This is a genomic window from Catalinimonas locisalis, assembly GCF_038039535.1.
GTDB lineage: Bacteria > Bacteroidota > Bacteroidia > Cytophagales > Cyclobacteriaceae > Catalinimonas.
In genome coordinates, this window is sequence record NZ_JBBPHP010000010.1 from 154,938 (window position 1) to 175,908 (window position 20,971).

Consider the following 20,971-nt stretch of genomic DNA (forward strand, 5'->3'; position numbering starts at 1 on the left):
TGACGAATGGCAATTTTAGACTGTTGTTCATTACCCTACTTTTTTGTTTTACTACCTCAATTAGTTTGAACTCATTTGCAAAATTTACCAGCACCATAAGTATTTCATCAAAGTTTAATCAGGAGCCGGAAATTCTTCACGCAGGAGCCTATTTAGTCATAGGAGTGTTTCAGGATGTGAATAACGCTCGTCAATTTGCTGAAAGCGCACTACAAGAAGGTTTAAATGCTCACTATAAATATCATCAACAAAATCAGTTAATTTATGTGTATACCCACTCTGAAAATTCTAAAAATAATATACTCCCCACTTATTATCAGATTCGGGAAACTACCAAATATAAAGATGCATGGATATTGAGCGTTCAGGATAATACGAATCCTGACCTTTTACATCAAACAACCTCTTATCATTCTTCACTGGGAAATGCAGAGGGTGAAGAGTTACCTTTGGAGGATGAAAAGCAACTTACTGATCAATTATCTGAAAAAATAACAGTGGCATTCCGTGCTTTAGATTGTGAAAATGGAGATACAACAGCTATAAATGCCCAAATTCAGGTAGTGGACGGAAAGCAAGCTTCATTGATAGAACAAACCGATACCAAAAGAGGATGGGCGTTTATCCCAAAAACACTTAACCTAGATACTGTTCAGGTTATCACTGAATCTATTGGGTACCGAAAAAACCAGGTAAACTTAAGTATCCATGAGCTTTTAAAAAATTCCAAAAATCCAAATATTCATTTAGTAGGAGATACACTCTTTGTCCAAATAGAAATGAGGAGTCTGGAGGCAGGAGAATATCAGGTAATGTACAACACCTATTTTTATGGAAACTCAACTGTCATGCGTGAGCATTCAAAGTACGAATTAGAAAAAGTCTACAATGTACTAAGAAACAATCCAGATATGAAAATTCGCTTACATGGACATACCAATGGAAACTCGAGGGGTGTTGCTTACTTATATGATGAAGAAAAGCAGAATTTCTTTGAAATAATACGTACCAAAGCTTACCGTAAACGAGGTGTTAGCTCAACAAAACTTTCTCACTACAGAGCAGAAACTATCAAAAGCTACTTAGTCTTCAGGGGAATTGACACTGAACGTATAGAAACTCAAGGTTGGGGAGGTAAAAAGATGCTTTATGCTGCCGATTCTCCCATGGCTTCAAATAATATACGGGTTGAAATTGAGGTCATTAGCAAATAAAATTCAACTATAATTAGCCTAACCGTTCTTAAAGTTTTTTTAAGGAGAATTCTATTTTCATTAAGCTAGAACTTAAAAATCAGGTACATTTTTATGATAAAATATACATACTGAAATAGAGCATAAAGGATTAGAGTTAATTTGAAAAACTTTCATAAAAACTATTAAATATTTTTTATAATTTATCTATGTAAGTTTCCCATCACTCCCATTTGGGATAATGTTTTTATAGGTTGTTTATTTGTAAAATGAATGCTTTTCATTTTGATAACGAAGTTGTAGAATTTGAAATAGAAGATGGAATACTTTTCGGTAAGTACAAAGTATCCAAAATTGATTTGGAGGCTGCGAAAAAAGCTACCATCTTCCGTAAACAAATTACCCAGGGAAGAAAACTTCCGTCCATTGCTAATATTTCATCGGTAAAAGAAGTGCCCAAGGAAACCAGAGAATTTTTCTCACAAGAAGCTGGTGATGACCTAAGTGCTCTGGCCGTAATAATTAGTAACCCTGTAACGAGAATAATGGGTAATTTTTTTCTTAAATTCCATCAACCAAAATATCCTTTTAAACTTTTTAAGGATACCACAAGCGCGAAAAAGTGGATAATACATTATAAGTAACACAATCTCAGTATAATGAATCATAAAAAATTTGAGAATGACTATTTTTATGCTGAATTGAATGATGATATTGTTACGGTACAGTACAAGCCTAATCTTCATTTAAAGTTAGAAGATGCAAAACGCATAGTCTCAGAACGTTTAGATTATTTTGGCGACCTTAAATCCCCTGTACTGATCAAAAGCTCACGCATCAAGAGTATTGATAAACAGGCAAGGGAATACCTTTTTAGTGAGGGTTTAATAAATATCACTGCCATTGCACTGGTAGAAACCAGTACCGTAGAAAAGGTTTTGACTACAATCGTATTCAACTTCAATAAACCTAAAATTCCTCATAAAGTCTTCTCTGACAATCAGGATGCGATCAAATGGTTGAGAAAGTTTTTGTAGCATGACGCATAAAAACAGGATAGAGGATATAAATAACTTAATCATCAAAATTGCCAGTGGTGACTTTGATCACAAAATACAAATATCCGATTCTTTTGATGAAATTGATGCCATAGTATCCGGTATCAACATGTTAGGTGAGGAGTTGAAAGCCTCAGTGATTGCCAAAAATTACCTGAAAAGTATATTTGAAGGGATTGTAGACATGCTTATCATTTTTGATGAGCATTTTTTAGTTAAAGAGATTAATAAAAAAGTAACTGATTTACTGGGTATTGAGGAGTCTCAATTATTAGGTCAGCCATTAGAAAAACTGTTTCCAACTACTGAGAAATATTTAGCAGAAAAAATAAAGAAAAAAATTGAGCATAAAGGATTTCTGTATAATCAGGAAGCATCATTTTTACATCTGAATGGGGATAAAATACCTGTATCCATTTCACTTTCACTGCTCAAAGATAATAACGATATTGAACGTGGGTATATACTGATTGCCAAAGACTTAAAACAGGTCTTGTTAACTGCTAATGCGTTAAAACAGAGAAATGCTGAACTTCAAACCCTAGTTTATAAAGTTTCTCATGATTTAAAGGGTCCGGTAGCCTCCGTTATGGGTTTGCTTGATTTGGTAGATATGGCAGGGGATGATTTGCTAACCATCAGAAATTATCTTGAGCATATCAAGAAAAGTATGCACAAGCTGAACCATACTATTTTGAGTCTGTTGGAATACTCTCTATCCTACCAATCTACTTTTGAGGTCACTCCTGTTTCAATTAAATCTTTGCTGGATGAAGTCATTTGCAGTTATAAAGATTACCCTGGCCTGAGTTCTTTGCGAGTTATTTTAGAGATACCTGAGGACCTCACTTTGATAACGGGCAAAAAACTTCTAATTTCTGTATTTCAACATATCGTTGAAAATGCTATCATTTACAGAACAACTCACAGTCAAAATTCCTATTTGAAGATTAATGCTTCAAATCATGGCAAAAGCGTCTTTATTTCATTCAAAGACAATGGAATGGGCATGGAAGAGCAGGTACAAGCCCGTGCTTTTGATATGTTTTACCGCGGAAATGAGATATCTAAAGGAAGTGGCCTCGGCCTTTTTATTGCTAAATCAAATGTGGAGAAACTTGGCGGAGAAATAAAAATGAATAGTAAAGTGGATGTTGGTACAGAAATTACTATACTTTTGCCCTCTCTTACTGGAAGTAAGATTTCTATTTCTTAATTTTTCATTACACAATTTTTTTTGCTTTGAAGGTTAAATCAAATGCTATTCTGCTATTGACTAATACTCCTTTGAATGTCATAGCTACTCATGCTTTTGCCAAAGAAAATATTGACAAAGTTGTTCAAAATCTTAAAAATCATCATAATTCTCCTCTCCCCTATCATACTATTTTAATTAACCAAGAGGAAGACCTGCATCACTTTGTAAGTCATATTCCTGATCTGGCCTGGGAAATGCTAGAATACGCTGAGGAGCCACTTGAATTAGTTTACCCAAAGAAAAAATACCAAAGCCCTTTAGATGCTCAGGATAATTTTATCAGCATCAGAGTGGTCAAGAGTAGAAACCTGAGTCAGATAGTAAAAAAATACGGACCATTGATCACTTTTTTGGCAAACTTACTTAAAGAAGATAATTCACTTCCAATTGATGAGGAAATAAACTGTAGTGAAAAAAACAGTCCTTATCAAAAAGTTAAAACCATGAAGCTATTTGAGGATGGTAGTTTCACTTTTCTTAGGTGATCGTTCTTCTTACCTTTGCAAAGAATGACGCTGCAAAAAATGATGAATTTCAAATCTGAACTGACAAACAAGCCGATATTTAAAATTATTGCAGATGCTTCTGATGATCTGAATCTGGAGACATACGCAGTTGGAGGCTACGTAAGAGACTTGATTCTAAAAAGACCTTCTAAAGATATAGACGTAGTATGTGTAGGGGATGGAATCAAGCTAGCTAAGCAGGTAGCCAAATCAATTGAGAAGGACACCAAAAAACCTACTCCTGTGGCTGTTTTCAAAAATTTTGGAACTGCCATGTTACGTTATCAGGATCTTGAAGTTGAGTTTGTTGGAGCACGCAAAGAGTCTTATCGTTCAGATTCTCGCAAACCAAGTGTTAGTGAAGGCAGTCTGAAAGATGATCAGCTTCGTCGCGACTTTACGATTAATGCACTTGCTATCAGTTTGAACAAAAATGATTTTGGAGCGCTTATTGACCCTTTTGAGGGAGTAAAAGACCTCAAAAGAAAGCAGCTCAAAACACCATTAGATCCTGACATCACTTTTTCTGATGACCCACTCAGAATGATGCGGGCAGTTCGTTTTGCAGCACAACTTAAATTTGATATTACCCCCAATACCTTTGATGCCATCATCAAAAATGCTGAACGGATCAGGATTGTCTCTCAGGAAAGAATTTCAGATGAACTGAATAAAATTATTCTTGCCTCAACTCCTAGCTATGGTTTCAAGTTGCTTCTGCACGCTCAGTTATTACCTTTGATTTTTCCTGAGATGGTAGAGTTAAAAGGAGTAGACACCATTGATGGCAGGGGTCACAAAGATAATTTTTACCATACTCTTCAGGTGCTGGATAATATCTCGGAAGTAACCGATGACCTTTGGCTCCGCTGGGCAGCTATTCTGCATGATATCGCAAAACCTGCTACCAAAAGATTTGACAAGCAGGCAGGATGGACTTTTCACGGACATGAAGATAAGGGTGCTCGTATGGTTCCTAAAATATTCAGAAACCTTAAGCTTCCTCTGGACCAGAAAATGAAATATGTACAAAAATTGGTTAGGCTGCACCTTCGTCCTATTGCTTTGGTAAAAGAAGAAGTCTCTGACTCAGCCATTCGTCGCTTACTTTATGAAGCTGGTGATGATGTGGATGATCTGATGAAATTATGTCGGGCAGATATCACCTCAAAAAATCCAAATAAGGTTCAGAAATATCTTCACAACTTTGACAATGTGGTGGCCAAAATGGAAGCAGTGGAAGAAAAAGATCAGCTTAGAAACTTTCAGCCCCCAATTTCAGGAGAAGATATCATGCAGATCTTTAACTTAAAACCTTCCAAAATTGTAGGTGAAATCAAAAATGAGATACGGGAAGCTATTTTGGACGGAAAAATTAATAATTCTAGAGAAGAAGCTTATCAGTTTATGATGCAACTTGCTCAACAGAAGGGTTTGCATCCGGTGGATAAGCACTAGTCTTTCTCCAACTCAGCAAAATCTTTGGTTTTTTCCATATTTTTATCAATCCCGATACTTGATTTAATCCCGGAGAGTAAGCTTTTCCACCAGAAGTGAAACATTGCTCGGGACTTATCTCTATCGTTTTCAATATTGCCGATACGCAGAAATACTGCTTTGGGGTTATTGGCTTTCAGTACAAAAGCATTGGCAATGAAAGATCCTAACTTTTCGTCAAGGCCACTTTTTCCTTTTTCCCTGTCAATCATTTGTACACTGAGATTGTTGTATCTAAACTCCATTTTTCCCTCTGCTTTATCTTTATCCCCTTGAATGTTAAATTTCATCTCCTGGTTAATACCTTCTTTAATATGCACAAAAGCCACCGGTTCCAGTATCTGATTAAAAGCTGTCAGGTCCATTTTTCCTAATGAACCATTTACATAAAATTTCAGGTCTTTGCTGGCATTCAGAAACCTGAAAGAAGTCTGCAGTTCACCTTCACCCATCACTTTTGAACTGACGTTCACGGTTGTGACAATGCTATCCTCAATTGCTCCTGGATCATTGGTAATATGATTTGCAGTAAGATAAAAGTCATCAAAACTAATTTTACCTTCCTCCAAGCCTTCCTCTGCCCTCTCAGCGTATATAATCTCACCATCTATAACTTTCAACTGATCTATTTTAACAAAATGATCCAGCTGAAATAATAATTCCTGATGGAGGCCCGGCCTTTTGGCTTCATCTCTTGGCAACCGGTTATCTTTAAATACCTCCAGTTTGGGGTCATACAAATTTACTTCCCCTACAATTAGTTTTTCATGCTCCAGCAATGCTTCAAAATCCACCTCTTTCATCTCAAGCTGTTCAATCTGCACATGCGCCACGGATTTGCTGAATGCAAATTTATCAAGCATCTGATCTCTGCTAAGCTGAGGCTCCAGCTTTATTCCATTAACCTCTATTCTATTTTTTCCCGATTCAATATTGACTTGTTCCGCTGACATAAGGTATAACCCATCATCCAGACTCCTGCTATAATCCTGTATGCTAATATTGATATCTTTGGAGAAAAACATCTGTGCTGTAGCGGATTGATTAGCTCCAAAACTCAACGTGAATGAAGATTGATCTACATAAAAGTCTGAAATATCAGCCTTAAGTTTGTTGGAGGAAAACTTTAATTTTTCGTTTTTCTTATCATAAACTTGCAATGGACTTTGAGGATATTTGATCATGCCCACACTGATCTGATCCAGATAAGGAGAGATCACTTCATGTATAGAGCCTGATTTTTTTTTGTTCTTCTTTGAGGGACTGGAACCTAAAAAAACTTTAAGTGCAGATTGCTTAATATCCACATTTTGCACCTCAAAATCGCCATATAAGTATGCTTTTTTAAAATCCAATCCTCTTATGATAAGGTCGCGTGCGTCCAGATTGAAATGTGTTTTTTCTTTAAACTGATACACATTTTGTGGCGGTATAAACTGGAGCTTTGCTATTTTCAGATAAGAATCTCTGCTAGAAAAGTAGGCATCATCAATCTGCACTTTTTGATTTCCCTCAGCAGAATTGTCAGCATAAATCTGATCGGCAAAAAAGCTGAAATCAATTTCATCAGCATACAAAATATTATGAAGATGTCTGCTTTCCTGATTGTTGACTATAAGATCTCTGGCCTTAAACTCAATAGAATCAACTCTAACGAAGCTTAGGGTATCATTTGCAATTCTTTGAATGTAATCCAGTTCTCCTTTTTCTACACTTACGTAGCGAAGATGTATTTTTTGCAGGTTTTTATTCAGGAGCTTATTTAAATCAGGTTGCAACGATTTTCTGCTTAGTGCTTTCTTATCCTGACCATCCTCTTTACTATTTTTTTCATCTACTTTGTACGTGGGTTTCATGATCATCACTCTTCCCACCTGTAAAAATTTATCATGAATTAAAAGATATGGGCTGATATCATCTGCCATGATCTTATCACAATAGAGCTGTAAGTTTTGTAAGTCTGAACGGCCTGAGGTGTTGGTAAGCATTGTGATTTTACTGGCATCCAATTGGCCTTCATATGAATTGTAGTGGATACTACTTCCTTTTACCCCCAATAAAGGGTAAGTGTCGTCCTCTGGATAAAAATTCCACTGATAATTTTCTGCGCTTACATCTAATAAATCTGCATAAAAAGGCCTCAGCCGGTTCATACGCGTAAGCGAATCCAGAAAAAAACCTCTTAGCTTTACATTTAGCTTTTGGGTAGTAAATAGAGGTTCAACCCTATTACTGCTGATCTTTTGGAGTTTAAGCGTTGCATTGTAGACATTAATATCTGGTACTGATAATTGATTTAAGTAAGAAGATAACTGAGGATACAGATTCTTAAAGTCAAACTTAAGCTCTTTCTTAGGGAGGTCGTTCTTTTTATAGTTGAGTGTAATCTGTGGTGAATGTACTGATAGTTTTGCTATCTCGGCATTTTGATCAACATATATCTCTTCCAGATTTACTTCTTTGAACTCAACAAAAGGTATGTACATTCTATGGAGCCATACTTCGGTAGACGGGGGTCTTTGTGGATTCGTCCAGAAGTAGATATTTCTAAAATAAGCTTCTTTTGTTAGGGTTGAGATTCTCATATCTTCCACATCCAGCAAACCGCCTTCACCCTTCTCCCCCGGTAAAAGAAACTTACTCTTCTGAAGAAAAATATCTACTTCATTAGCTAATACAGCAACTTTTCCATCTGGAATCAAAAGCGAATCATTGTTTAATTGATCAATACTAATTTCGTTGAGATAAGCGTAAAAGGTATCAACTGCTGTAATTTGAGTAAAACCACTAAAATCTTGTTTTGCTTTTAGTACCTGAAACCTTCCTGAATCAATCTGCAATTTTCCGGCTTTCAACCATTGAAAAAGTGCTGTTGAATCGCCTGGTGAAATTATTGGAGAAAGATTTAATTTGGCATTACTCCAATCATAAAGGAGTGATTTTACATTTTCCTGATCCTCCTCTCCGGCTACTTTTATACCGGAAGCTAACTTTCCCAATGACTGTTGTGAGAAATTAGCGATGATTACCCCCGGTTTTTTGATATAAATACTATCCAGAATTGCTGCTCGTCTTTCCAGCAAACTGGCAAGTTGGATTCCATAAAAAGAAATTTTAGGTACCTCTACATCAAAAGCTACTGGTTTTTGAGGCGGATTGAGCAAGAGTTCTTGTAGGGAATCAACGCCGGCTTTAAACAATACAGAATCAAAATGCACATCACAGGCGAAATTTCTGAAGCGGTCGGTCCTGAGCGTTGCTTCTGATGAAGTAAAATAGTGCCGTTTGTCAGGTAAGTATAATTTCAGGTTTTGGATATTCAGGTCAACTGTATCAAGGGGTAAGACATGTGCTAATGTATCATCAGGTTCCTTAGCTTTGTCAAAACTGATTTGTGCCAACAATAAGCTTATCTTATCAGCATTTAATATTTGTAGCGTATCTTCACCAAATTTGCTCAACTTCACTTGACCGTCATTAAAAATAATATCCCCGATTTCTAATTTCCTTAGTTTACCGGCGAAGCGATGATACAAGCTATCCGTACTAAATGAGTTAAGACTTTTGATGGTATGATTACCAATGCTGTCGTCCTGAATTTCAAAATGGATAGAAGGTTTTTCAAAAATTAATTGATCAGCAATGAGTAAACTATCAAAATAAAAGTCACGCCAGTCAATCTTAGTAAGCCTCACTTCAGGTACAAGTAAACTTATGCCATTTTTTGCTTGTGGAGAAAGCGGTAGCACGGCCATATCTTTGAGGTAAATTTGCTGCCTGCTTGTGGAAAAACCTAAAGTATCAGCTTTTAACAGATAAAGACTGTCCGTAAGAAGTTGGTAATTGGCCAGTCCAATGTCAATATCTTTGGTAAAGAAAAAACGATCTTTTCTGCCAGAACTTAATGAGTCTAAAAGAAACTTATACAGACTTATATTTACCTGCTGTGCATGAAACTTATTACTGATTCCTGAGTCTGCTTGGTGCCTGGAAACTTGTGATTTTTCCTGAGTGATGAATAAATTTCCATCAATGACATTAAGAACATCAAACGACAGCTCATTAATATATTGGGTAAGGTGCTGTTCCAGATTTTGCGCTATTAACTCAATCTGATCTCGGGAACTTAGATGTGTAGTATCTTCTATTTTACTAATAACCCATTGAATATCAGGTTGAAAAAAATTGATCTCACTTAATTTTAAGTTTCTTTTCTTATATAACTCAATCAATTTGATACCCTTCACTTCAGCTTCATGAACCATCAATTTTATATGGTCTACATTTCCGCTCTGAGCACTGTCTTTAGTTAGATAGCCAGAATAGTAAAGTCCCGTTACCGTAAAATTACCAGTAAAAATATTGATACTAAGGTTATCAAAGTCCAGGGAAGGGCGCTTTTCAGGCTTAAAATTTTGCTCGCTGTATCTTTTAAAACCTAGTAATATGGACTCCTTTAGGATTTCATCTCCAAAAAAGTAAAGCGTAGCCTGTAGGATGAGCATGATAAAGAGTATCGTACCCAATATTCCCCAAACCCATTTACGTGCAGTACGCTTTTTCATCCTCTAAACAGTTGGACACCATTGCTAAAACACCATCAATATGATAAAATTTCATCACATTCGTGGTAAATAAGAAAATGCAAAATGGTAAAATATCTTACAAGCAGTTGGCTTAGTTATGAACGTGGAAGGAGAAGCGTTTAGTAATTGATTAACTCAAAACTTTCTCTTTGTGAATCCAGCAGGCTACTGTTTTCACACTTGAGCACCCGGGAAGGAAACTCTTTGATAAACTGATAGTTATGTGTGGCCATCATCACGGTTGTGCCACTTCTGTTAATCTCACGGAAGAGATCAAGAATACCAGAAGAAACCTCAGGATCTAGATTTCCGGTAGGCTCATCGGCTATGAGTAAGATAGGTTCATTAATCAGTGCACGAGCAATAACCACTCTCTGCTGCTCCCCTCCGGATAGCTGATGAGGCATTTTATTACCTGAAGAACCTAATCCTACTTTCATAAGCACTTCGCTCAGGCGTTGTTTCATCTTTGAGCGCTCTTTCCAGCCGGTAGCTTTCATGACAAAAAGCAGGTTTTCGTCAACCGTTCTATCGGCGAAGAGCTGAAAGTCCTGAAAAATGATACCAAGCCTTCTTCTCAAATATGGGACTTCACTGGATTTAATTTTTTTGATGGAATAACCGGCAATCTCAATTTCGCCGAGTTGAAGGGGAAGGTCTGCGTAGAGCGTTCTTAATAATGAACTTTTACCGCTTCCGGTTCTTCCCACAAGGTACACAAATTCACCTTTGTCCACTTTAAAATGCACATCTTCCAGAACCACTTTGTGTTCCTGGAAGATACATGCATTGCTAACATTTACTACCGGTGTATTATCAAAGAATTGAGAAGCTTCTGTCATTTTTAGAGACTAAATTTCCAGTTTTTGTAGCTTTCCATAAGGTAAACGTTCAATAATCTCTTTAAGTGCTTCATCCTTGCCTTCCAACCCATACTTCTCAAGTTTTTTCAACTCGCGGTCAGCTCTGAAGTAAGCAACCAGCACAAAATTATCGTCACGCAACTGAATATAATCAGGGATCTTAGCTTTACCCTTTACCTTAATGATGTACATTGAATTCACCAGTCAGCGATTTTTTGATTAAGCGTTACCTTTACGATAATCACTCAAAAATTTCTCTAGGCCGCTGTCGGTAAGTGGATGCTTAAGAAGCCCTGTAATTACGCTTAACGGACAGGTTGCAACATCAGCACCTACTTCAGCACATTGAATAAGGTGCATAGTATGTCTGATGGATGCCGCCAGCACATTGGTTTCGTAACCATAGTTTTGATAAATATTCACAATCTGCTCTATCAAAGCTACACCATCAGTAGCAATATCATCCAGACGGCCAATGAAAGGAGACACGTAAGAAGCACCAGCTTTAGCTGCCAGAATAGCCTGACCTGGTGAAAATACTAATGTACAGTTGGTACGAATTCCTTCTGAAGTTAGCTTCTTGATAGCTTTAACTCCATCTTTAATCATAGGGACTTTGACCACAATTTTGTCATCAATTTTTGCCAAATTCATGCCTTCGCTCACAATCTCATCAAAAGTAGTGGCTACAACTTCAGCACTCACATTGTCATCTACGATGTTGCAGATATCTTTATAGCGTTGAATGATATTATCATGTCCGGTCACCCCTTCCTTAGCCATTAAAGAAGGGTTAGTGGTAACTCCATCCAATACACCCAGATCATAGGCTTCACGGATTTCGTCAAGATTAGCTGTGTCAATAAAAAATTCCATAGTTATTTTGTTTAGCGCTTAATTGGCCTAAAGATACAGGAGTTTATAAAACGAAAAAAATTCCAAAAGAATTTAGAGAAAGGGAAATAAAAAAAACGGGTATCACACCGCTACGACCGCCTACCCTTGCTACATTCCTGTCCTGGGGGAGTTCAGCAGGAGCTGGTTGTACCCGTCTTGTGCAAATGTATAATGAATAGATTTCAATCCCAAATGCTTGCCGGATAAACGTTTATTTTCTTTTTAATAGTTTGACAGTGATATAAAAAAAAGAGGCGTGAATACGCCTCTCTTTTCCATGCAAACAACCTATTACTTACAAAAATCAATCAAAGTCTGTTTTGAATATTCTGAAAGCTACACCATCATACATTCCGGCAAACTCATTAGGTAGAGCTCCAGAAAAAGGAATTACAATGGTGCCATCACTACCAGTGGTAAAAGTACCCAGCACTGAGCCTGCCTGAATGACTTCTACTTCCAAATTTGAGACAGGATTATAAATGATACCTACGTTCTGATCCAGAATGCCACTTTTGTCAAGTTCAAAGAAAGTGGCCTGGGCCTGGTTAGGAGCAATACTATCATACTGCAAAGTAACTGGGGCAGCAACCCTGTCAAAAGCCATATCGGATTCTTCTTCACAAGCTGACAGTAATAGTATTGTCAGACTTAATGCGATGCATATATGGAATATTTTTTTCATCTTTTATTTTTTTGAAATTTTTAACATCAAACGATAGTGTAATCCAATCATTCTACCCACCAAAGTTCGGTTTTCATATCGTCAGGACCTCCATTTAAAGCAACACCCGCTGCCAGGTTTGCTTCATTGAGTGAAGATTCTGTAGATGGATAGACAAGGCGGGTTGGCAAAACTCCATCATTCTGAAACTGGGCATTAGGATCTGCTTGAGGCATTACCGGAAAGCCGGTTCTTCTGTATTCTGTCCAGGCCTCTATTCCCTGTCCAAATAATGCAATCCATTTTTGTGTCATGATATTTTCTTTGGTAGCAGGTCCGGCTGCATCAACATAACCCTCAGGTACTGATAAACCATATTGATCAAATGCCGCTTCAATACCTGCCTCGTACAAAGCCTGAGCATCACCGCTGATATCTCCATCCACTACAGCTTCAGCTTGAGTAAATAGCAACTCAGCATAACTCATTAACACTGCTGGTGAAGTAGTTTGCGCAAAAATATCAGGGTTGATGGTTGCACTGTAACCAAGATAAGTAGTAGCTATCTCAGTAGGTAAGCCGCTGGGGTGCCCGGAAATCTCATCTACTAATGAACCAGGTATAGCGTATACCTCCAGACGAGGATCTTCCAAAGTATTAAGTTGATCAACCAACACACTGTTGATATTCCAGTCTGTACGTCCCTGCTGAATGAGGATATCATTCCAGGGATTGACAGTAGGTAGCGCACCATATACCAACTGTGCAATCTCATCATTGCTCTCCATCATAGGATAAGTGGCCGGGTCAGCCAGCATAGCCTGCATTTCACTTGCTGATGAAGCTACCTTGTGGGCCTGACGATTTAACAGCTTGAAACGGGTGGAATTGAAAAACTTTTTCCACATCATGATATCACCCCCGAATAGAATATCACCATTGATTGTAGGGCCATCAGGATTTAACTTTTCATTGGCTAATGCAAGATCTGCGATTATTGCTGCATACACTGCTTCCTGAGAATCATAGGCAGGAGAGTAAACTGCCTCATCGGCAGTACCAGAAACAGCTTCACTATAAGGGACAGCACCCCAAACATCGGTAAGCAAAGATCCTATCCAGGCTTTCATTCCTATTCCTATACCCTCATAATTGGCATTCGGATTATCTGATTCCGGGCCGGCTAAGACCGCAATCTTCTGAAAATTAATCATGCCATCAGTATAGAATACTTCCCAGTTGGTGATATTTACTGAAGGTTGTACATTGTAATTGTCTCCTTCGTTTTCGTAAATATTACGTGTCAGATAACCTATCCATGACATCGCATGGTCAAAATTAAGGCGTTGGTTCCTGGTTTTATTTCCCCAATAGTTATCTACACTCACTTGGAGAGCATGGGGTAATAGATACTGGGGATCTACTGAGGTTGGATAGTTAGGATTAGTATTGATCTCCTCAAAATCATCTGTACAGGCAGCAGCCATCACCATCAACGATAAGGCCATTGCTACTATTTTGAAAGGATTATATATATATTTCATCAGAGATTTCTTATTTAAAATTTCACATTCAGATTGAACCCTATAGAGCGGGTGCTAGGCAACTGTCCATAATTATATCCCAGATCTGCTGCGCTGATTTCAGGATCAATGTGCCTAATGTTCCTGTGAAAGATAGCCAGGTTACGGCCTACTATTGAGAAGCGAGCTGATTGTAAAAAGAAATTATCAAACCAACTAGAAGGGAACTGATACCCAATGGATGCCTCTCTTAACTTCACATAGCTTCCATCCATAACCGCAGCTTCATGAAACTGGCGACCACTGTAGAAGCTATAGAAACCACGGGCCGAAGCCACCACATCATTAGGAACATATTGAGGGGCTTCTTCAGTACCTATGTTTTTCACACCCTGTCCAATCACCCCTTCTTCTCTACCTATTACGCTTTCCTCCAATACACCTGTAACGCGAGCAATACTGCTACCCATATCATAAATATCTCCGCCCTGCTTGATATCAATTAAGGCACTTACTGATACTCCTTTGAAACTGATGGTATTTGAAATTCCTCCAATCCAATCGGGAGTGATGTTACCTATGACATGCTGGCCAGGAATATTGTAAGGAAGCCCATTACGGAAAATTACCTCACCATCTTCTGTTCTGGCAAGTTTGTTTCCATAAAGGTTACCATATGCCTGTCCTACTCGTGCTTCTAATGAAGCTCCTCTGATGCTCCACAGCGTGAGAGAAGTGAGACCATCTGCTAGCTCTTTAACCTCATTACGATTACGGGCAAAGTTAAAGCTTGCATCCCAGGTAAAGCCACTAGGGAGTTGCAGAATAGTACCACTCAGCATAACCTCTATACCAGTGTTGGTAATTTCTCCGGCATTAAGTACACGACTCTCATAGCCAGAGGCACGGGAAATATCTACTGCCAGAATCTGATCTTCAGTGGATTGATCGTAGTAGGTTACATCCAGGCCAAGTCTACCGTTCAGGAAGCGAAGGTCTGCTCCTATTTCTATTCCAGTAGTGGTTTCAGGCTTCAGCTCAGTATTGGCGATCTCTTTACTTTCGGCAAACTTAGGTATACTGCCATCCCACAAGCCTTCTGGCTGGTAGACCTGCTGCAGCATATAAGGGTCGGCATCATTACCTACCTGTGCCCAGCTAGCTCTGATTTTTGCAAAAGATAAGATATCGCTTTGTACATCCAACATATCTGTTACTACAGCACTGAGTGATACTGAAGGATAGAAGAATGAATTGCTACCGGTGGGGAGCGTACTTGACCAGTCATTTCTTCCGGTGATATCCAAAAACAGATAGTTGTTGAATCCAAACTGTGCAGAAGCAAACAAACTATTGATGGTTGATTCCTGGATTAAGCTTTCATTTACGTTAGGACTGGCATTGTTACCCAGATTATAAATTCCATCTATGGAAAGCTGCTCTACCGAAGCGTAGTTACGCTTGTAATAATTTACTCGATTAACTCCTCCCAGTTGTGTTACCAAAGAGAAAGAAGTACCAAAATCTTTATCAATTGTGAATATGAAATCTGAATTGGTTTCCTGTCTTCTCAACACTTCCTCACTGTAGGTTCCTGCTCTGAATGAGCCTCTTGTTCTGGCGTAGCCATTTACCGATATACGTGTATCTGTCCAAATATCCGTACCAGTACGCGCCATCAGGCTTAGCCAATCATTGAATTGGTAGTTAAGAGCGATATTACCCAAAAAGCGGTCTTTTTCATTAGGTTTCACCATCACTTCTTCCCAGAAGAAAGGATTGGTAAAGTAGGTATGCTGCCAGTTAGGTGGCTCATCATTACCTACCGGCTGAATATGTACATCTTCGTAATCCCGGTAATTTCTAAGTTGATCAAAATTGGAGTGACGATGGTGCCAGATAAATTCCTGCCCGCTTTGATAACCACGGTTATCAGAACCTGACTTAATATATTCACCCATCGCAGTGACAGACAACTTATCGGTAAAATTATAATTAGAATTTAGACGGAAGTTATTTCTCCAATAGTTGTTGTTGTAAGCGATACCTTCCTGCTCAGTGCGGCCCAGGGATAAACGGAATGAACCATTATCGTTGCCTGCACTAAGCGCTACATTACCATTTTTGGTTACACCGGTTTCCCAAAACTGTTCCCAGTTATCGGGTTCAGGTACCAGCGGCGCTGTTTCAGTACCTGACCACCAATGACGTACCAGTCTTCCATCCATAGGTGCACCCCAGCTTTCGTCAGTACCTGCGGAACCCTGGATACCATCTACTGTACCACTCCAACCATCAGCGTACCAGGTTCTTCCTCCTGAACCTCCACCGTAAATGTTCTGAAATTTTGGCTTTACAAGCGGATCATCAAAGGTGGTACTTAAGTTAACATCAACCCCGATTCCTTTTCTTCCTTTTCCTGACTTGGTAGTAATCAGGATTACACCATTTGCCGCACGCGAACCATAGAGAGCAGCAGCATTAGGCCCTTTCAACACACTCATCTCAGCGATGTTATTAGGATCAATTTCTGATATTCCTCCTCCGTAACGCTGATTATCTCCGCGTTCGTCGTTGGTTGCATTACTTGATTGCTGCATAGGAACACCATCAATTACAATCAGGGGCTGATTATTACCAGCTACAGAAGAAAAACCACGGATAACAAATTCTGGTGATCCTCCCGGTGTACTGTTTGTAGCTACCTGTAAGCCAGCCACTTTACCTGAAAGGTTGTTGACCACGCTTTGGGTAGGTACCTGAGCTACTTCTTCTCCACTGATACCTTGTACTGAATATCCAAGAGCTTTTTTCTCTCTTTCAAGACCGAAAGCAGTAACCACTACTTCGGAAAGAGATTGTATATCCTGAGCCATTGACACGTTTATTTGTGACTGGTTGCCAATGGCAACTTCTTCTTTAGCTAATCCTATAAAGGAGAAAACTAAAGTTTCAGCATCAGGAGATACATTTAAAGTAAACTTTCCATCAATGTCAGTAATTGTACCAACACTGGTTCCTTTTACAACGACGTTTACTCCAGGTAAAGGCGTTTCATCCTCAACAGAAGTAACAGTACCGGTAATATTCCGATCCTGTGCAAAGAGTAAATTCGTCATGAGAAGAGTGACTAATAACAGCCCGTAACATTTTAGCTGGTAAATGCCACCCCGACTGTGAGTGGTAGAGTTGTTCCTCATACGTTTAGCAGTTTTAGTTAAATCAATTGAACAGCTTCCAATAAGTCTAAATCATCTTCGCGGCTTGTGATGAATGAGAGGTAATTGAGAGAAAGACCGCAAACATAATTTTGTACTGACTTTTCAGAATTAATTGATCAAATCTAAAACAAACTAAACTAATTTTCAAAACATAATTTTGTAAAAGTTAGTTATTTCGCAATTTATTAAATTGCAGTTATGCAGTTTGAAAAATAAATAGCGGTATTTATCTAGTTATTTTTGAATACTTATAAATGAAATGTATTTTTATTGAAATATTATTAAATAAATAACCCATTTAGTAAATATTTAATTCTGCTAAAAATATTTTATACAGAATAAAAAATAAGTAAATATTTAATATGCCATATATTGATATTAGGAGATTTTATCTTCTTTCAGGAGTGTAATAGTAGCTCTGTGATAGTGATAACTACCGATAATCTTGCATTTCTACTTTAGGAAAGACGTTAAGCTTCAGAATAAAAAATACGCTTTACACGGGCGCTTATATTGGTTAGCACTTCGTAAGGAATTGTCTGCATAGCCTGGGCCAGCACCATTACGGACTGTTCTTGTCCAAATATAACTACTACATCTCCTTCTTCAGCTTCTATCCCTGTAATGTCTATCATCGTCATATCCATACAAATATTACCAATTGTAGGCGCAGGAAAACCATTTACAAATACTTTTAGGTTTCCGTTACCTAACCTCCTATCTAATCCATCTGCATAGCCAATGGCAATAGTTGCTATTTTCTTAGGGTCCTCAACCTTACCTTTACGATTGTAGCCTACCGTTTCCCCAACATTAAGATGCTTAATCTGGGAAATAACTGTTTTGAGTGTGCTAATAGGCCTAAGCTTGTGGTATGCATTCCCACTCATATCCACACCATACAACCCTATACCCAGACGAACCATGTCAAACTGATACTCAGGAAAACGCTGTATACCGCTGCTGTTTAATATATGTTTGATAGGTGTATAGCCTAAAACCTGGCTTAACCGTTTATATATCTGCTCAAACTGCCCGATCTGATGGTGTGTGTAAGCATCTTCCTGCTTATCTTCAGAAGATACCAAATGACTAAAAATACTGCCCACCTTTATTCCAGGTTTTTTACTTATATACGAGATTAATTCATCCACTTCCTGCTGGACAAAACCCAAACGATGCATTCCAGTATCTATTTTAAGATGGATTGGATGTACTGATGGCTTGTGTTTTGAGGTTTCTATCCAGAGCTTAAGTAGTTTGATACTGTATATTTCAGGCTCTAATTGATAATCCTGCATTATTGAAAATGCATCTATGGAAGGATTAAGTACCATTATAGGTGTTCGGATGCCATGTTCTCTCAACATAATACCCTCATCCACATAGGCTACCGCCAAATAGTCTACCCGGTGGTACTGGAGCAGATTTGCAATTTCAAACGAGGCGCCTCCGTATGAGAATGCTTTTACCATCACCATCATCCTGGTTTCGGGTCTTAAGAGAGATCTCGCATAATTCAGATTATGAATGATAGCATCTAGATTAATTTCCAGCGTAGTGCCGGTAATTTTCTTCTGAAGTTTTTTTACGATTCGCTCAAAACCAAAAGTTCTGGCTCCTTTGACCAGTATATTTTCACTTTGGTAAGATTCAGGTTGAAAACTATATAAGTATTCTTCGGTACTCAGAAAATGATCTATTTTCCAGCCTCTGTCTTCAAACAAATGGATGAAAGGCCTTGACCGAGGCCCAATCAGCTTTACTTTTTGTATGGAGTGGTTTGCCAGTAATTTTACTACTTCAGGATAAAGTGCGTCATCTTCGTAGCCGCTATGTAGCAGGTCAGAGATAATGACTGTATTTTTTTGGTTTTGCTTCTGGCGCTGAAGAAAGTCTAATGCGATTTTGAGCCCTGCGAGATCATTACTATAGCTATCATCCAGGATATAACATTGATTAATCCCTTCTTTTAGCTCCATCCGCATATTTACCTGTCGCAACTGCTCTATTCCAGCTTGTATTTCGTTTTCTGACCAACCATCTTTGATCAGAAAGGCGATACAATGCATTACATTTTCTAGTGAAGCGGCATCTTTATAAGCAAATCTGAATTCATAATCTATTTGTTTAGCACTTTGCCTCACCTTAATTAAGGTCAGACCATTTTTTTTAGTAGAAAATGTAGCCTGCAAATCAGCAGCGGTATTTTCAGTAGACCAGCTGAATAATTGTTCAGGACTGTAATGAGCCTGTAGTACCTGAGTGATCTCCGGGTATTCTTTACGATAAATAATGCATGGACAACTTTTAAAAAGTACAGCTTTCTCTTCAGCTTTTTGCAGCCTGTTTTCAAATCCAATATCATGAGCTGGTCCAAGATTAGTAAAAATACCCAGTGTGGGAGAAATTACTTTTTGCAGATTATTCATCTCTCCGGGTCGTGAGATTCCTGCTTCAAAGACCCCAATGTCATACACCTGATTAAGTTGCCAAACTGAAAGAGGAACACCGATCTGAGAATTATAGCTCTTAGGACTCTTCACCACCTTATATTTGTTAGTCGAAATCTGACTCAACCACTCTTTGACAATTGTTTTTCCATTACTACCTGTAATACCTACAATCGGCTGAGAAAAGTTGCTTCTATGAGATGCTGCCACCAATTGCAGTGCGGTGATACAATTATTGACTAAACAAATATTGGCTCCTGGTAACTCATAATCTGGATTTTTTTCAACCACAAATTGACGACATCCCTTATCGTAGAGTTCCTTGATGTAATGATGCCCATCATGCCGCTCTCCTTTAATTGCAAAAAAAACAGATTCTGTCTGGATGATAGCTTGTCTACTGTCTGTGAGCAGGTAGTAGATATTATCATCAAGGTTGCAAGCCTGTAAAACTTTACCTCTCGCATACTTACGTAATGCCTTGAAATTCATGGATCAATGCAGCTTATTTCCATTAGGAATTTTTTCAACCGTTGTGGCCAGTACAATTTCACCTTTTTCATTGGTAAAACCGGTAACCAGTACTTCTGACATAAATGGACCAATTTGCTTGGGAGGAAAATTACAGATGCAGATCACCTGTTTCCCGGGAAGAGTATCTAATGCATAATGCTCCGTGATTTGTGCACTTGATTTTTTGATTCCCAACTCACCCAAATCAATCCAAAGCTGATAAGCCGGTTTTCTGGCTTCAGGAAATTTTTTTGCCTCAACAATAGTCCCGATTCGGATATCAACATTGCTGAAATCCTCCCAGCTAATTTCTTTCATATTTATTATTTATATCTGTATTGAATTCTCGTCTCTGCTTTTTGCAATTCTCTGGTGATAATTAAGTCTGTTAGTTTTTCAGCAGGATTTTCTTCTAGCATGGCTTGTTTCACATCTTTTTCAGTTACATCTATTCTGTATAATAGATTGAGTAAAGTCTCAATATCATGGGCTAAATAATGCTCAATGGTTAACGTTAGTTTTTGCCTAACCTTTTCAAGGAGTATGTCCGCTCCATTCTCCCTTATTTTTAGGTCAAAGTAGTTTTCCAGCCGGTCTGATGCAGCTTTTACTATTTCTTCTTTATTCGTCATACAAACTCAACAATATCAATTATTCGGTTTACATCAAATATTATTAAAAAATCGCTTGGCCTTTTTGCTGCAAAGCTTGAATGAATTCAGCAAATCAAAAATTGAAA

General features: G+C 38.2%; 16 protein-coding genes and 1 other RNA gene. 6 read left to right on the plus strand and 11 right to left on the minus strand.

Annotated elements, in window-relative coordinates; translation table 11 throughout:
• Positions 1–65 precede the first annotated feature (65 nt).
• From WJR50_RS15145 to WJR50_RS15170, 6 genes are all read left to right on the plus strand, one after another.
• Positions 66–1,214 (plus strand): OmpA family protein, encoded by a 1,149-nt coding sequence (locus WJR50_RS15145; protein WP_341294141.1) that lies wholly within the window; start codon positions 66–68, stop codon positions 1,212–1,214.
• A 248-nt stretch (positions 1,215–1,462) separates the two neighbouring features.
• Entirely contained in the window at positions 1,463–1,837 is a 375-nt protein-coding gene (locus tag WJR50_RS15150; RefSeq protein WP_341294142.1) for a DUF7793 family protein, read from the plus strand.
• A gap of 15 nt (positions 1,838–1,852) precedes the next feature.
• Positions 1,853–2,230: a DUF7793 family protein gene (locus tag WJR50_RS15155; protein ID WP_341294143.1), complete on the plus strand. Its 378-nt coding sequence runs from the start codon at positions 1,853–1,855 to the stop codon at positions 2,228–2,230.
• 1 nt (position 2,231) lies between these two features.
• Positions 2,232–3,467, plus strand: a complete 1,236-nt coding sequence (locus WJR50_RS15160; RefSeq protein ID WP_341294144.1) for a sensor histidine kinase — start codon at positions 2,232–2,234, stop codon at positions 3,465–3,467.
• 26 nt (positions 3,468–3,493) lie between these two features.
• On the plus strand, positions 3,494–3,994 hold the full coding sequence (locus WJR50_RS15165) for a hypothetical protein (RefSeq protein WP_341294145.1): 501 nt from the start codon (positions 3,494–3,496) through the stop codon (positions 3,992–3,994).
• 42 nt (positions 3,995–4,036) lie between these two features.
• Positions 4,037–5,473: a CCA tRNA nucleotidyltransferase gene (locus WJR50_RS15170; RefSeq protein ID WP_341294213.1), complete on the plus strand. Its 1,437-nt coding sequence runs from the start codon at positions 4,037–4,039 to the stop codon at positions 5,471–5,473.
• Here the strand turns inward: WJR50_RS15170 and WJR50_RS15175 are convergent.
• The 11 genes from WJR50_RS15175 to WJR50_RS15225 all read right to left on the minus strand — a co-directional run bounded on the left by WJR50_RS15175 (position 5,470) and on the right by WJR50_RS15225 (position 20,864).
• Entirely contained in the window at positions 5,470–10,077 is a 4,608-nt protein-coding gene (locus WJR50_RS15175) for a hypothetical protein (protein ID WP_341294146.1), read from the minus strand. The genes WJR50_RS15170 and WJR50_RS15175 overlap by 4 nt on opposite strands.
• A gap of 140 nt (positions 10,078–10,217) precedes the next feature.
• Positions 10,218–10,940: a cell division ATP-binding protein FtsE gene (locus tag WJR50_RS15180; RefSeq protein ID WP_341294147.1), complete on the minus strand. Its 723-nt coding sequence runs from the start codon at positions 10,938–10,940 to the stop codon at positions 10,218–10,220.
• A gap of 9 nt (positions 10,941–10,949) precedes the next feature.
• Positions 10,950–11,153, minus strand: coding sequence for a fructose-6-phosphate aldolase (locus tag WJR50_RS15185; protein WP_341294148.1), 204 nt, complete (start codon positions 11,151–11,153; stop codon positions 10,950–10,952).
• Between the two features lie 27 nt (positions 11,154–11,180).
• A complete protein-coding gene (fsa, locus tag WJR50_RS15190; RefSeq protein ID WP_341294149.1) occupies positions 11,181–11,837 on the minus strand; it encodes a fructose-6-phosphate aldolase in 657 nt (218 codons plus the stop codon).
• Between the two features lie 86 nt (positions 11,838–11,923).
• Positions 11,924–12,019, minus strand: an RNA gene (ffs, locus tag WJR50_RS15195) — signal recognition particle sRNA small type.
• 143 nt (positions 12,020–12,162) lie between these two features.
• Positions 12,163–12,543 carry a hypothetical protein gene (locus tag WJR50_RS15200; protein ID WP_341294150.1) on the minus strand — a complete coding sequence of 127 codons (381 nt, stop codon included), beginning with the start codon at positions 12,541–12,543 and terminating at the stop codon, positions 12,163–12,165.
• A gap of 47 nt (positions 12,544–12,590) precedes the next feature.
• Positions 12,591–14,066 (minus strand): SusD/RagB family nutrient-binding outer membrane lipoprotein, encoded by a 1,476-nt coding sequence (locus tag WJR50_RS15205; RefSeq protein ID WP_341294151.1) that lies wholly within the window; start codon positions 14,064–14,066, stop codon positions 12,591–12,593.
• A gap of 14 nt (positions 14,067–14,080) precedes the next feature.
• A complete protein-coding gene (locus WJR50_RS15210) occupies positions 14,081–17,245 on the minus strand; it encodes a SusC/RagA family TonB-linked outer membrane protein (protein WP_341294152.1) in 3,165 nt (1,054 codons plus the stop codon).
• Between the two features lie 491 nt (positions 17,246–17,736).
• Positions 17,737–20,211, minus strand: a complete 2,475-nt coding sequence (locus WJR50_RS15215; RefSeq protein WP_341294153.1) for a bifunctional UDP-N-acetylmuramoyl-tripeptide:D-alanyl-D-alanine ligase/alanine racemase — start codon at positions 20,209–20,211, stop codon at positions 17,737–17,739.
• 3 nt (positions 20,212–20,214) lie between these two features.
• Entirely contained in the window at positions 20,215–20,550 is a 336-nt protein-coding gene (locus WJR50_RS15220) for a tRNA-binding protein (RefSeq protein ID WP_341294154.1), read from the minus strand.
• A gap of 5 nt (positions 20,551–20,555) precedes the next feature.
• Positions 20,556–20,864 carry a hypothetical protein gene (locus WJR50_RS15225; RefSeq protein ID WP_341294155.1) on the minus strand — a complete coding sequence of 103 codons (309 nt, stop codon included), beginning with the start codon at positions 20,862–20,864 and terminating at the stop codon, positions 20,556–20,558.
• Between the last annotated feature and the right edge of the window lie 107 nt (positions 20,865–20,971).